The organism is Tepidiphilus baoligensis (assembly GCF_012911495.1).
Taxonomy (GTDB): Bacteria; Pseudomonadota; Gammaproteobacteria; order Burkholderiales; family Rhodocyclaceae; genus Tepidiphilus; species Tepidiphilus olei.
Window position 1 is genome coordinate 101,298 of sequence record NZ_JAAAUB010000008.1, and the last position, 13,734, is coordinate 115,031.

Genomic DNA, 13,734 nt, shown 5'->3' on the forward strand with positions numbered 1-13,734 from the left:
TCTCATGGAACCCTATCACGGCACCACGATCCTGTCGGTGCGCCGCGGCACCATGGTGGCGCTGGGGGGCGACGGGCAGGTCACTCTGGGTAACGTGGTCGTCAAGGCCACGGCGCGCAAGGTGCGCACGCTCTATCACGGCAAGGTCCTCGCCGGTTTCGCCGGGGCCACGGCCGACGCCTTCACCCTTTTCGAGCGCTTCGAGTCCAAGCTCGAGAAGCACCAAGGACATCTGCTGCGCGCCGCGGTCGAGCTCTCCAAGGATTGGCGCACCGATCGCATGCTGCGTCGGCTGGAGGCCATGCTCGCCGTGGCCGACCGCGAGCATTCCCTCATCCTGACCGGCAATGGTGACGTGCTCGAACCCGAGGAGGGGATCGTCGCCATCGGCTCGGGTGGGGCCTATGCCCACGCGGCGGCCCAGGCGCTATTGCGCCACACCGAGATGCCGCCACGAGAGATCGTCGCCGAATCCTTGCGCATCGCCGGCGATCTGTGCATCTACACCAATCAAAACCACGTCATCGAGGTGCTGGAATGACCCCGCTCACCTGCCGCGAGATCGTCTCGGAACTCGACAAGTACATCGTCGGCCAGCACGAGGCCAAGCGCGCCGTGGCCGTGGCGCTGCGAAACCGCTGGCGCCGCGCCCAGGTGCCCGAGCCGCTGCGCCACGAGATCACCCCCAAGAACATCCTCATGATCGGTCCCACCGGCGTGGGAAAGACCGAGATCGCCCGACGGCTCGCGCGGCTTGCCAATGCCCCTTTCATCAAGATCGAAGCCACGAAATTCACCGAGGTCGGCTACGTGGGGCGCGACGTCGACACCATCATCCGCGACTTGGTCGAAATCGCCATGAAAGAGGCCAAGGAGCGGGCCATGCGTCGAGTGCGCGACCGGGCGCGCGACGCGGCCGAGGATCGCATCCTCGACGTGTTGCTGCCGCCGGCGCGCTCCTTCGGCGACGAGCCGGCACCCGCCGAGAGCGCCACGCGGCAGAAATTCCGCAAGATGCTGCGCGAAGGCCAGCTCGACGAAAAAGAGATCGAAATCGAGGTCGTCTCGCCCGCCGTGCGTGCCGAGATCTTCGGCCCGCCGGGCATGGAAGAGCTCACCCAGCAGCTGCAGGGACTTTTTCAGACGCTGGGCAGCGGCAAGCGGCGCACGCGCAAGATGCGGGTGTGCGAGGCGATGGAAGTGCTCACCGAGGAAGAGGCCGCCAAGCTGGTCGATGACGAAGAGCTCAAGCAGGAAGCACTGCAGGCCGTGGAGCAAAACGGCATCGTCTTTCTCGACGAGATCGACAAGATCGCCGCGCGCCAGGAATCGGCAGGGACCGACGTCTCGCGCCAGGGTGTGCAGCGCGATTTGCTACCGCTGGTGGAAGGAACCACCGTGGCCACCAAGTATGGCATGGTGCGCACCGACCATATCCTCTTCATCGCTTCGGGCGCTTTCCACCTGAGCAAACCGAGCGACCTCATTCCCGAGCTGCAGGGGCGCTTCCCCATCCGGGTCGAGCTCGACAGCCTTACGGTAGACGACTTCGTGCGCATCCTCACCGAGACGGAAGCGAGCCTGGTGGAGCAGTACCGGGCGCTGTTGGCCACCGACGGGGTGGAACTCGAATTCGCCCCCGACGGTGTGCGACGGCTCGCCGAGATCGCCTGGGCGGTGAACGAGCGCGTCGAGAACATCGGTGCGCGGCGTCTATACACGGTGATGGAGAAACTCCTCGAAGAAGTTTCTTTCCGTGCCGGAGGGGAGCCGCTGCCACCGGTGGTGATCGATGCTGCCTACGTCGATGGGCGGCTGGCCGATTTGGCTGGCGACGAGGATCTGGCACGCTACGTGCTGTGAGGCACGGTCGTGCTCGCACAGCGCATCGTCGAAATCCTCTTCCCCCTCTTCGCCTTGGTGGCGTTGGGCTACGTCGTCGGCAAGCGCCACCGCCCCGAGCTCTCGGGAGCGAACCGGCTCAACATGGACGTCTTCACCCCGGCGCTCGTCTTCGCCGCGCTCGCCGGCCGGCATGTCGATGTCAGGGAGTATCTGTCCCTCGTGCTTGCTGCCGCGGTCCTCGTGTGCGGCTCGGGGCTGATGGGGTGGGGACTTGCCCGTCACCTGCGGCAGGAGGTGCGGACGCTCGCCCCTCCGATGATGTTCAACAATTGCGGTAATCTCGGCTTGCCTCTCGCCTTGTTGACCTTTGGTGAGGTGGCTTTGCCCCCCATGGTGGTGCTCTTCATCGTCAGCAACTTGTTGCACTTCAGCCTGGGAGTGTGGTTGCTCGATCGCCGTGCCCGGCTGTTCCATCTCTGGCGCGTGCCCACGCTGCTGGCCGCTTTCGCCGGGCTTGCCGTGGGCGCGGCGGGTTGGACGGTTTGGCCGCCCTTGCTCACCACCATCAAGATGTTGGGTGACATTTCGATTCCGCTCATGCTCTTCGGCCTCGGCGTGCGCCTGGCCGAGACGCCCATTCGCGCTTGGCGTTTGGGGACGATCGTCGCCGTGGCCCGCCCCCTCGCGGGCATGGCGCTCGCCGCGGCGATGATCGGTCTCTACCGGTTGATGGGGGTGCGCCTGGAGCCGCTCGAGTCGGCGCTGTTGGTGATCTTCGGTGCTCTGCCGCCAGCGGTGCTCAATTACCTGTTCGCTGAACGCTATGGCCAAGAACCGGACAAGGTCGCGTCCATCGTTCTGGTCGGCAACCTGGCCGCGGTGCTCTTTCTGCCGCTTGCCTTGGCGATGGTGCTGGCGCTCTTCCCTCCGGGCTAAGGAAACGCTGAATGATTGGCTGCGCGGGCGAATCGCTGCGTTGCGCGGTGCTTGCTCCCTCGCCTATGCACTCAATATGTCTCGGTCGCTGCGCTACCTTCCGCCTTGCGCTTCATCCCGCTCGCTCATTTCTTCAGCGTCTCCCTAACCCACCGGCGCCAAGGACTTGAGCGCGAGCCGTATGCCGGAGGCTGTGTCGGTCTGCGGCGGGAGGTCTGCCACGGCGCGCAGCGCCTCGCGCTCGGAGTAACCCAGCGCCAAGAGTGCGGCGACGATCTCGGTGCGCACGGTCTCTTCTACGGCGCAGGCACCGATCGAACCGGCCTCGGTCGATGGGGTCGTGCCGCTGGGTTGGAGCGATCCCGTCTTGTCCTTGAGCTCGAGCAGCAAGCGCTCGGCGGTCTTCTTGCCGATGCCGGGAATTTTGACGAGCCGACCGCCGTCTTGCAGCAAAACGGCTTCGCGCAGCTCGCGCACGCTCAGGCCCGAGAGGATGGCGAGCGCCGTACGCGCACCGATGCCGGCGATGCGAATGAGCTGGCGGAAGGCATGGCGCTCTTCTTCCGTGGCAAAGCCATAGAGCTGGTGTTCGTCCTCGCGCACCAGGAGATGCGTGCGCAGCGTCACTTCCTGCCCGATCGCCGGTAGGGTGTAAAAGGTGCTCATGGGTACGAGCAGCTCGTAGCCGAGGGGTCCGGTATCGACGAGGATCCGAGGCGGGGCCTTTTCGCGGACGATACCGCGCACGAGTCCGATCATGCCGAAATCCACAGGGTGAGGGTGAGCACGACGCCGTAGCCGATGGTGGCGGCAAGCGTGCGGGTGATGGCCGGACGCAGTTTTGCCGGCTCGCCGGCATGCTTTTTCAAATGGTCCGTGGCTGGCACGAGGGCGAGCAGCGGCAACAATGCGCCGAGCGCGAGGGGGGGCAATCCTCCGGCCCCGATGAGGCCGAGGTGCCAGCCGCCGGCGTACAGACCCAGCAGGGACAGGCCGCGGGAGGCACGCTCGGGACCGAGTCGCACGACCAGCGTGCGTTTGCCGGCAGCCGCATCCGCCTTGGCGTCGGGGAACTGATTGACGTAGAGGATGGCCGCGACCAGGATCGCATACGGCAGACCCACAAAGGCGGGCACGGCGGAAAGATGGCCGACCTGGACGTAGTGCGTGCCGACGATCACCAGCAGCCAGGCCGCGGTGATGACGACTTCTCCCAGCCCCCGGCCGGCAAGCCGCAAAGGGGGCGCGGAATAAGCCCAACCGAGGAATAACCCTGCAAGACCGATGGGGACGAGCAGCGGTCCGCTGGTGAGGGCGAGCGCGAGCCCTGCCGGCACTACCAGGGCCAGCGCTCCGTAACCGAGCCAGGCGGTTTCGCGCGCCGTGAGCACCTCGTTCTGGATGAAACGCGAGCCGCCGGTGAAGGGATAGAGTCGGTCGTGATTGAGTCCGTCGGTGTCGCGATCGTGATAATCGTTGATCACGTTGGCCCCGGCGTGGGCCATCAGGGCGAAGACGAGCGTGGCCAGTGCCGCCCAGGGTCGCAGCGCCGCGCCTTCGTAAGCCGTGAGCGCGAGCCCGAGCAGCACCGCGACGAGGGTGACCACCAGAAAGGCCGGGCGCGTGGCGAGCAGCCAGACGATGGGGCGAGCACGCAGACGGGCATCGGGTTCGAGAGAGAGGGAACGGATGGGCATGGACGACGCCTCACAAAAGCACGATGTCGTATTGCTCCTGCGTGTAGCAGGTGTCGCTGCGCAGCGAGATCTCCTTGCCGATGAAATCGGACAGCATCGCCAGCGCCTGCGACTGCTCTTCCAGGAAGAGGTCGACCACGGCGGGCGAGGCGAGGATGCGAAACTCCTTGGCATCGGCGAATTGTCTTGCCTCGCGCAGGATCTCGCGCAGGATGGCGAAACACACCGTCTCGGCACTCTTGACGAAACCGCGTCCCTCGCACATGGGGCAGGGCTCGCACAGTTGCTGCATGAGGGATTCGCGTGTGCGCTTGCGCGTCATCTCCACCAGACCGAGCTGGGTGAATCCGCTCACCGTGATCTTGGTGTGATCGAGCGAGAGGGCTTTCTTGAACTCTTCGAGCACGCGCTCGCGGTGCTCGGGGTTGGTCATGTCGATGAAATCGACGAGGATGATGCCGCCGAGATTGCGCAGCCGCAATTGGCGTGCGATTGCCTGCGCCGCCTCGAGATTGGTCTTGAGGATGGTCTCGTCGAAATTGCGTGCGCCCACGAACGCGCCGGTGTTGACGTCGATGGTGGTGAGCGCTTCGGTCTGGTCGAAGATGAGATAGCCCCCCGACTTCAGTTCGACCCGGCGCGACAGGGCTTTTTCTATTTCGTCATCGACGTTGTAGAGCTCGAAGAGCGGCCGGTCTCCGCGGTAATGCTCGATGAGGGGGGCGACCTGGGGGGTGTAAGTCTCGGCGAAGGCGAGGAGCCGCTGGGCGTTTTCGCGTGAATCGATGCGAATGAGGGTGGTGTCGCGATCGACGAAGTCGCGCAGCACGCGCAGCGCCAGGTCGAGATCTTCGTGGATCAGCGCTGGTGCGCGCCGGCGCATGGCTTCGCCCTGGATGTCGGCCCAGAGTCGGCGCAGATAAGCGATGTCGGCGGCCAGTTGCTCGTCGGTGGCATTCTCGGCATTGGTACGCACGATGTAGCCACCGTTCTCCTCGGGCGGCAACAGCGCCATGAGCCGTTCGCGCAGGAGCTCACGCTCGCTCTCGCCCTCGATTTTCTGCGAGATGCCGATGTGATTTTCCTGGGGAAGGTAGACGAGATAACGCCCCGCCAGACTGATCTGGGTGGTGATCCGGGCGCCTTTGCTGCCGATCGGGTCCTTGAGCACCTGGACGGTGATCTCCTCGCCTTCGGCGAGCAGGCGCTCGATGCGGAGGGGCGACTCCGGGTGGCGCTCGGCCTGCCACAGGTCGGTGATGTGAAGAAAGGCGGTGCGCTCCAGGCCCACGTCGACGAAGGCCGATTGCATCCCCGGCAACACGCGGACGATGCGTCCGCGGTAGATGTTGCCGACCAGCCCGCGGTGTGCCAGGCGTTCGACGTGCAGTTCCTGCACCACGCCTTGCTCGAGCACGGCCACCCGCGTCTCCTGCGGCGTGCAGTTGATGAGGAATTCTTTGCTCATGGGAACGGAGGATAGCCGAAAACGGACAACAGACGCGCGGTTTCGAAGAGCGGCAGGCCGATGATACCCGAGGCGCTACCCTCGATGCGTTCGATGAAGGCCGCCGCGCGTCCTTGGTACGCATAGGCACCGGCTTTGTCCCAAGGTTCCTCGGTGGCGAGATAACGTTCGACGTCCTCGTCTGCGAGCGTGGTGAACCAGACGCGGCTCGTCGAGCAGAGCGCGTGCGTACGGCTGCCGTCGGTGATCGCCACGCCCGTGTGCACCTCGTGCCGGCGACCCGAAAGGCGCCGCAGCATGGCTCGCGCCTCGTCGGCGTCGCGCGGCTTACCCAGGATCAGCCCGTCGATGCGCACCGTGGTGTCGGCGCCCAGCACCAGGCCGCACGGCAGTGCCAGCGCCTCGCGCCGCCGCCAGCCGGCTTCGGCCTTGGCTCGGGCGAGCCGTAGCACGTAGTCGGTTGCCGTCTCGTCCGCATGAGGGGTTTCGTCTACCCATTCGCCCTCCAATGGAATCACCCGGACTTCCCATCCGAGCTGGGCAAGGAGCTCGCGCCGGCGCGGGCTTTGCGAGGCGAGATAGAGCGGTGCAAGCATGGTCAGAACCCCAGGGCGAGACCCTCGCGGCGCGGATCGGCTGCCCCTTCCAGTTTCCCGTGGGGAGTGCGGAAGATGGTGGCGATGCCGCTGGGTTGGGGGCGGCGCACGACCTCGTGCCCCCGCGCCCGCAGACCCTCGACGAGCGCCGCCGCAGGGGTAGGGTGCCCGTCTTCGAGCCAGGTTTCGGGGCGGTTGAAAGCCCCGACGTGGATCTGGGCCGCCGCGGCGTAGGGATCGAGCCCCCAATCGAGCTGTGCCACCAGCGCTTGGGCCACATAGGGAATGATGGCCGAACCGCCCGGTGAGCCGGTGGTGAGCAGCCATTCGCCCAGCCCGCCATCGGCAGCGCGGCTGAAGACGAGCGTCGGCGCCATGGAGCTGCGCGGGCGCTTGCCCGGCTCCAGCCGGTTGGCCACGGGAACGCCTTCCGAGAAGGGTTCCCGAGCAAAGTCGGTGAGCTCGTTGTTGAGAAAAAAACCACCGACCATGTGGAACGAGCCGAAGGCCGATTCGATGGAGGCGGTGAAGGCGACCACGTTCCCCTCGGCGTCGACCACGCCGAGGTGGGTGGTGCCGTGCTCCTCGATTTCCGGGCCTGCAGCGTACTGCGGCGCTGAGGCGAGCGGCGTTCCGGCCGGTGCCGTGCCGAGGCTTTGCCCGTCCCGGATGAGCCGGGATCGCCCGGCGAGATAGTCCGGATCGAGCAAGGCATCGGGCGAGCCGCCGGGCAAGGGCACGAAGGCCGGGTCGGCCACGTAGCGGTCGCGGTCGGCGAAGGCGAGCCGTTCCGCCTCGGTGAGCCAGTGCGCTGCCTGGGCGTCCGGCAGGCCCCCCTCGGCACCGGCTGCCGGGGGGTGTTGGGCGAGGGGAAACCGTTCGAGCAGGCCCAGGATCTGGCCCACGGCGATGCCGCCCGAAGAGGGCGGCCCCATGCCGCACACCCACCAGGCGCGATAGGGGGCGCATACGGGAGGACGCTCGATCGCCCGATAGCGCGCCAGATCCTCGTCGGCGAGTTTCGACGGGGTGAGTGGTGTGCCGTCGGCGCCGTGCTCAGCGCGGGCCCGCGCCACCACCGCCTGCGCGAGCGGCCCCGTGTAGAAGGCATCCGGCCCGGCGCTCGCCAGTTCTTTCAGCGTGCGGGCGTAGGCTGGATTGGTGAGGATCGTGCCCACGGGTTTTACCTTGCCCTCGGGGGTGAGGAGCCAAGCACTGGCCTCGGCATCGAGCCGCAACCAGCGGGTGAGCGGTGTGGCCACCGCCGCCAGGCGTGGCGAAAGAGGAAAGCCTTGCTCGGCGAGGCGGATCGCCGGTGCGAAGAGTTCGGCCCAGGGGCGACGCCCGTGCTCGGCATGCGCGTGCTCGAGCAAGCGGACTAGGCCCGGCGTGCCGATCGAGCGGCCGCTCGCGCGCAGCGCGTCGAACCGTTCGTTGGCCGGAGTCTGGGGCGTGAGCGGCAGGGGTGGGGCGGGATCTTCGGGGGCGATGCGCAGCAGGTCGTAGGGGTCGGCGGCCAGTGGCGCCGTCTCGCGACCATCGTAGCTCGTCAGGCGCCGCGTTTTGGCGTCCCAGGAGAGCAGGAATCCGCCGCCGCCGAGTCCGGCCGATTGCGGTTCGACCAAGCCCAAGACCGCGATGGTCGCCACCGCCGCATCCACGGCACTGCCGCCGCGCCGCAGCACCTCGCAGCCGGCCGCCGCGGCCAGGGGATTGGCGGCCACCACCATGGCTCGAGACGCCCGCACGAGGGTCTTGGGTGTATAGCCGCTCGCAGCCTCGGGCGCGCCGGTCGCCTGGCGTGGTGATACGAGCGCAGACGTATCCGGCGGTGGTGGCGCGACACAGGGGAGCGCTGTGTCGGCGCGCGCCACCGCCGCCCCTGCGACGAACAGCATGCTCGAGGCGATCAGGGACAAGAGCGTGCCGAGACGCACTGCCAAGCGGGGAGTGGAGTGCGTCCGGGCTGCGGACGAGACTGCCCTGTCCACGTGCCCTAGGCCGTTCGTGGCGCCTCTCATTGCGGGGCTTCGACCCGAGGGAAGTCGGGGATCGACCGTCACTGCTGCGTCTCCAGCATCTTGCGGAAGTAGATCAGAGAGGAGAGGAAGAGCACCGTGCCGATCACCGCGAGCGCCGCAAACTGGGGCCAGACCACGTCGAACCCCGCACCGCGGTAGAGGATGCCCTGGGCGAGCATCACGAAATGCGTGTTCGGTGCGAGCAGCATGATGTCCTGGACGAATTGCGGCATGCTCTCGCGTGGCGTCGTCGCTCCGGAGAGCATCTGCAAGGGGAGCAGGATGAGCATGAGCAGCAGGCCGAGCTGTGGCATGGAGCGTGCCATCGTGCCCAAGAATATGCCCATCGCCGTGGTGGCGTACAGATGGACGGCGGTTCCCGCCACGAAGAGCGGTACCGAACCCTGCAGCGGCGCTCCGATCCAGTAATGCACCACGAAGATGAGCGAAAGCGTCGCGGCGACCAGGACGACCAGCCCCATCGACCAGATTTTGCTCAACATGATCTCGAGTGCGGTGACCGGCATCACCAGGAGGTGCTCGATCGTGCCATGTTCGCGCTCGCGGATGAGCGCTGCGCCGGTGAGCACGATGGAGAGCATCGTCACTTCGCTGATGATGCCCATGATGCCCCCGAACCAGGATTTGTTCAATTCCTGGTTGAAGCGGATACGCAAGCTGAGCTCCACGGGCTGGCGTTCCTGCGCCTTGCGGCGAGCGACGTAGGCCGCGATCTCTTCATTGACGATGGTCTGCACGTAGCCGCTGCCGGTAAATGCCTGGCTCATCCGGGTGGCGTCGACGTTGAGCTGGATTGCCGGTTTCTTGCCAGCCATCACGTCGCGCTCGAAATCGGGCGGGATGTTCAGCGCAAAGGTGTCCAGTCCGCGGTCCATGCGCGCATCCATCGTGGCGGTGTCGATGCGCTCCGGCGGCAGAAAATACGGTGGATAGAGGGCATGGAGGATACGTTCGGAGAGCTGCGAGCGGTCCTCGTCCACCACGGCGATCGGTGCCTTGTTGAGTGTTTCGGGAATCGACGTGGCCCGGGAATGAATGGAGAAGGTGAAGACATAGAGGATCAGCACCAACAGCACCGGGTCTCGTCCCAGACTGTAGAACTCTTTTATGCCGAGATGCCAGACGTGGGACCAGCGCACGGTTCAACGCTCCTGTTTGCGCAGTAGTGCCGCCGACAAGCCAAAGAGGATGGGCCAGGCGAGCGCGAGCGGCACGAAGGCGTCGGGCAGATCGCCCAAGCCCAGGGCTTTGGAGAACGTACCACGAGAAATCACGACGAAGTGGGTGGTCGGATAGATTTCGCCGATCAGCCGACCTCCACCCTCGAGCGAGGAGACCGGATCGATGAGGCCCGAGAATTGCGTCGCCGGCAGCAGTGTGAGCACCGCCGTGGCGAAGAGCGCCGCGATCTGGCTGCGCATGAAACTCGAGATCAATATACCCAAGGCGGTCGAGGCCATGACATACAAGATTGCACCCAGGAACAGCGCCAGGTAGCTTCCCTTGACGGGCACGCGAAAGACGAATTCGGCCAGCGCGAGCAGCAGCACGAAGCTGATGAGGGAGAGAATCACGTAGGGGATTTGCTTGCCGAGGAGGAATTCCATCCTCGTCGTCGGGGTGACGTAGAAGTTGGTGATCGACCCCAGTTCCTTTTCGCGTACGATCGCCAAGGCGGCGAGCATCGCCGGAATGAGCATCAGTAGCAGCGGGATGACTGCGGGTACCATCGAGACGATGCTCTTCACGTCCGGGTTGTAGCGGAAACGGATCTCGATCGTGGCCAGCGTCGGGTCGGGCAAGTGGCGTTCGCGCGCTTGTGTCTGGAGCCACTGCGCGTGAATCCCCTGGACATAGGCACGGATCGTCTCTGCGCGCGAAGGCATCGCTCCGTCGATCCACGCCCCGACCTCCACCGGTTTGCCGTGCGCGAGGTCGCGTGCAAAGCCTGGCGGGATCTCGACCGCCAGACCCAGTTTGCCCGAGCGCATTCGCCGGTCCATTTCTTCGTAGTCGGCGATCGGAGGCTGCTCGCTGAAATAGCGCGAACCGGCCAGATTGAGGGCGTACGACTGGCTCAGCGTGGTCTGGTCGCGATCGAGGACGGCGAAGGTCAGATCCTCCACGTCCATGGTGATGCCAACGCCCATCACCAGCATCAAGATGGCGTTGCCCACCAGCGCCAGCGACAGGCGGATCGGGTCGCGACGCAGTTCCAGAGCTTCGCGCACCAGGTAGCTCAGCATCCGGCGCAGGCTGAAAAAGGAGGTGGTGTGCGTCGTTCCCCGCACCGGCGCTTTTTCGGTCAGACCCGCCGTGCGTTTGCGTTCTTCGCCGCTCATGGCGGTCGACCCTTGGGTATCGTCGGCCTGTTGCCCCTCTTGTGCAGCCCGTTCCAGATGGTCGATGAAGGCCGCTTCGAGCGACTCGTGACCGCCCTCGCGCACGATCTCGGCCGGCGCTCCCGTGACGAGCACTTTCCCGGCATGCATCAGCGAGATGCGGTCGCAGCGCTCCGCCTCGTTCATGAAGTGGGTGGAAATGAAGATCGTCACGCCGTCGCGGCGCGACAGCTCGAGCAAGAGGTTCCAGAACCCGTCGCGCGCCACCGGGTCGACCCCCGAGGTCGGCTCGTCGAGGATCAATATTTTCGGTCGATGGATGACGGCGGCCGCGAGCGACAGCCGCTGCCGATGTCCCAGGGGCAGTGAAGGGGGAAGGGCGTCGATGATTCGCGAGAGTCCGAAGCGCTGCACCACTTCCTGGACGTGATCGGCGATCTTCTCCTTGGGGATGCCGTAGAGCCGCGCGTGCAGCTCGAGGTTCTGCCGCACCGTGAGCTCGTCGTAGAGCGAAAAGGACTGCGACATGTAGCCCACTTGGCGGCGCGTATCGATGTCGCGCGGGTCGACTTCCTTGCCGAAGAGCCAGGCCTTGCCCTCGGAGGGCGTGAGTAGCCCGGTGAGCATCTTCATCGTCGTCGTCTTGCCGCAACCGTTCGAGCCAAGAAAGCCGAAGATCTCGCCACGGCGGATGCGAAAGCTGACGTGGTCGACGGCAACGAAATTGCCAAAACGCATCGTCAGATCTTTCGCCTCGATGGCGATCTCTTCGTCGCCCCGCTCGGGTAGCGATCCGATTTCGACGGGTCGATATCCCCGGCGCTTCTCTTCCGGTAGCAGCGCGATGAAGGCCTGTTCCAGGGTGTCGCTACCGGTCTGCTCGAGCAATTCCTGCGGCGAGCCGGTGGCGAGTACTTTTCCCTCGTCCATGGCCACGAGCCAGTCGAAGCGTGCCGCCTCCTCCATGTAGGCGGTGGCCACGATCACGCTCATGTCTTCCCGTGCGGCGCGAATGTCGTCGATGAGCGCCCAGAACTGCCGGCGAGACAGAGGGTCGACGCCGGTGGTCGGCTCGTCGAGGATCAAGAGCTCGGGATCGTGGATGAGGGCGCAACATAGGCCGAGCTTCTGCTTCATGCCGCCCGAGAGTTTGCCGGCGGGTCGATCGAGAAAAGGGAAGAGCCCCGTGGCGCGCGTGAGCTGTTCGATGCGTCGCTTGCGCTCGGCGGCGTCGTGGCCGAAAAGGCGGCCGAAGAAGTCGATGTTCTCGGCCACGGAAAGCGTCGGATAGAGGTTCTTGCCCAGACCTTGGGGCATATAGGCGATGTCGGGGCAGACCTCGCGTCGGTGGCTGGCTTCTGCCATGTCGCCCCCCAGCACCCACACCTTGCCTTGCTGAATGGCGCGAGCCCCGGAGATGAGCGAGAGAAGGCTGGATTTCCCTACCCCGTCGGGGCCGATGAATCCGACGCGGCAGCCGGCAGGGATGTCGAGGTCAACCCCGTCGAGGGCGCGAGTCTTGCCATAGACGAGGCTCACCTCTTGCAGCCGTGCGACCGGCTCACGCATCAGGGCACCTTCACTTGGAGGTGCGCGGGCCAGTCGAGCTGGGGATCTAGCTTGAGATAGGCCATGCCTGGCAAGCCCGTCTTGACGTGGGGTAGGTGCTGGCGCAGCAAATCCGGGTTGATGCTCGCCTTGACCCTAAACATCAGTTTCTGCCGCTCTTCGGCCGTTTCCACCGTTTTGGGCGTGAATTGCGCCACGTCGGAGACGAAAGTCGCCGTTGCCGGGATCACGTACTGGGGGAAAGCATCGAGCACGAGGCGAACCTCCGAGCCGATCGCCACTTTGCCGGCGACTTGCGTCGGCAGGAAGAAAGTCATGTAGACGTCGGAGAGGTCGACCACATTGAGCACGGCACCGCCGGCGGCCACCACCTCGCCGGGCTGGGCGATGCGGTACTGGACGCGACCGTCGCGGGGAGCGCGTAAAAGGCTGTCGTCGATATCGGCCTGGATGCGTTCGATGCTCGCGCTCGTTGCCGCCACTTGCGCTTCGGCTGCCGCGATGGACGCTTGGGATTGGATGATCGCCGCCTCGGCGGCCCGTACCTGGGCGCGGGCGGCCACGACGGCGGCCTGCGTGGCATTGACCGCGGCCGAATCCTCGTCGAGTCTGGATTGCGTGGCCATGTCTTGCCTCGCCAACTCCCGAGTGCGGGCAAGCCGCTTGCGTAGCATGTCGAGATCGGCCAGGCGTTGCACCACGAGCGCCTCGGTGGCGGCCTTGTCGGCCTCGCGCTGGGCAAGTAGGCTGCGAGCGGATTCGAGGTCCATCCGCGCCCGATCGTGCTGGGCCCGTGCTTCACGGAGCTGGGCTTCCAGAACGCTGGTGTCGAGTTTGGCTACCACCTGCCCTCTGGCGACGAGATCGCCCTCGTCGGCGAAGATATCCTCGATGCGCCCAGGCAGCTTGGCCGAGATGTTGACGTCGATCGCCTCGATGCGCCCGTTGCTCGATACGATGCCGCCGTCGCTACGCGATTGCTCGATACGCTGCCAAAACCACAGGGCGCCGCCGGCGAGCAGGGCGACGAGGACGGCACGGATCAACAAGGTCTTGAGACGGGGGGACATGGAGGATCCTGATGAGGTAAGTGGGGAACATCCAGCCGGATCGCGGGGCTTCCATGCCGCAGCGGCATGGGTGCGTCATTCGTTTATATAGTGGAACGCAGGGTACCGTCAACCCCGTGTGTAGCGAACTGTAGCGAACAAATAAACTGTCCGGACTTGTAGCACGAGG

The 13,734-nt window shown here is 65.5% G+C and carries 11 protein-coding genes; 3 read left to right on the forward strand and 8 right to left on the reverse strand.

Annotated elements, in window-relative coordinates; genetic code table 11:
- Positions 1–4 precede the first annotated feature (4 nt).
- Genes hslV through GV368_RS11655 form a run of 3 tightly spaced genes read left to right on the forward strand, consistent with a single transcriptional unit; the run spans position 5 to position 2,781 of the window.
- Complete coding sequence (gene hslV, locus GV368_RS07010) at positions 5–541, forward strand: ATP-dependent protease subunit HslV (RefSeq protein ID WP_169116013.1); 537 nt, start codon at positions 5–7, stop codon at positions 539–541.
- Entirely contained in the window at positions 538–1,863 is a 1,326-nt protein-coding gene (gene hslU / locus GV368_RS07015; RefSeq protein ID WP_169116014.1) for an ATP-dependent protease ATPase subunit HslU, read from the forward strand. Before hslV ends, hslU begins: the two co-directional genes overlap by 4 nt.
- Positions 1,864–1,872: 9 nt before the next feature.
- Positions 1,873–2,781: an AEC family transporter gene (locus GV368_RS11655; RefSeq protein ID WP_142803788.1), complete on the forward strand. Its 909-nt coding sequence runs from the start codon at positions 1,873–1,875 to the stop codon at positions 2,779–2,781.
- A gap of 144 nt (positions 2,782–2,925) precedes the next feature.
- Here GV368_RS11655 and ruvA read toward each other — a convergent pair whose 3' ends face one another.
- The 8 genes from ruvA to GV368_RS07060 are packed head-to-tail and all read right to left on the reverse strand — an operon-like array spanning position 2,926 to position 13,565.
- On the reverse strand, positions 2,926–3,540 hold the full coding sequence (gene ruvA, locus GV368_RS07025; RefSeq protein WP_142803787.1) for a Holliday junction branch migration protein RuvA: 615 nt from the start codon (positions 3,538–3,540) through the stop codon (positions 2,926–2,928).
- Positions 3,537–4,478 (reverse strand): prenyltransferase, encoded by a 942-nt coding sequence (locus GV368_RS07030; protein WP_142803786.1) that lies wholly within the window; start codon positions 4,476–4,478, stop codon positions 3,537–3,539. The genes ruvA and GV368_RS07030 overlap by 4 nt, the downstream gene beginning before the upstream one ends.
- Positions 4,479–4,488: 10 nt before the next feature.
- On the reverse strand, positions 4,489–5,946 hold the full coding sequence (gene rng / locus GV368_RS07035) for a ribonuclease G (protein ID WP_169116015.1): 1,458 nt from the start codon (positions 5,944–5,946) through the stop codon (positions 4,489–4,491).
- Positions 5,943–6,542, reverse strand: coding sequence for a Maf family protein (locus GV368_RS07040; RefSeq protein WP_178086749.1), 600 nt, complete (start codon positions 6,540–6,542; stop codon positions 5,943–5,945). The genes rng and GV368_RS07040 overlap by 4 nt, the downstream gene beginning before the upstream one ends.
- 2 nt (positions 6,543–6,544) lie before the next feature.
- On the reverse strand, positions 6,545–8,563 hold the full coding sequence (locus GV368_RS07045; protein ID WP_169116016.1) for a gamma-glutamyltransferase family protein: 2,019 nt from the start codon (positions 8,561–8,563) through the stop codon (positions 6,545–6,547).
- A gap of 38 nt (positions 8,564–8,601) precedes the next feature.
- Positions 8,602–9,723 (reverse strand): ABC transporter permease, encoded by a 1,122-nt coding sequence (locus GV368_RS07050; protein ID WP_169116017.1) that lies wholly within the window; start codon positions 9,721–9,723, stop codon positions 8,602–8,604.
- Positions 9,724–9,726: 3 nt separating this feature from the next.
- Positions 9,727–12,495, reverse strand: a complete 2,769-nt coding sequence (gene rbbA, locus GV368_RS07055; RefSeq protein WP_169116018.1) for a ribosome-associated ATPase/putative transporter RbbA — start codon at positions 12,493–12,495, stop codon at positions 9,727–9,729.
- A complete protein-coding gene (locus tag GV368_RS07060) occupies positions 12,495–13,565 on the reverse strand; it encodes an HlyD family secretion protein (protein WP_169116019.1) in 1,071 nt (356 codons plus the stop codon). The genes rbbA and GV368_RS07060 overlap by 1 nt, the downstream gene beginning before the upstream one ends.
- Positions 13,566–13,734 lie beyond the last annotated feature (169 nt).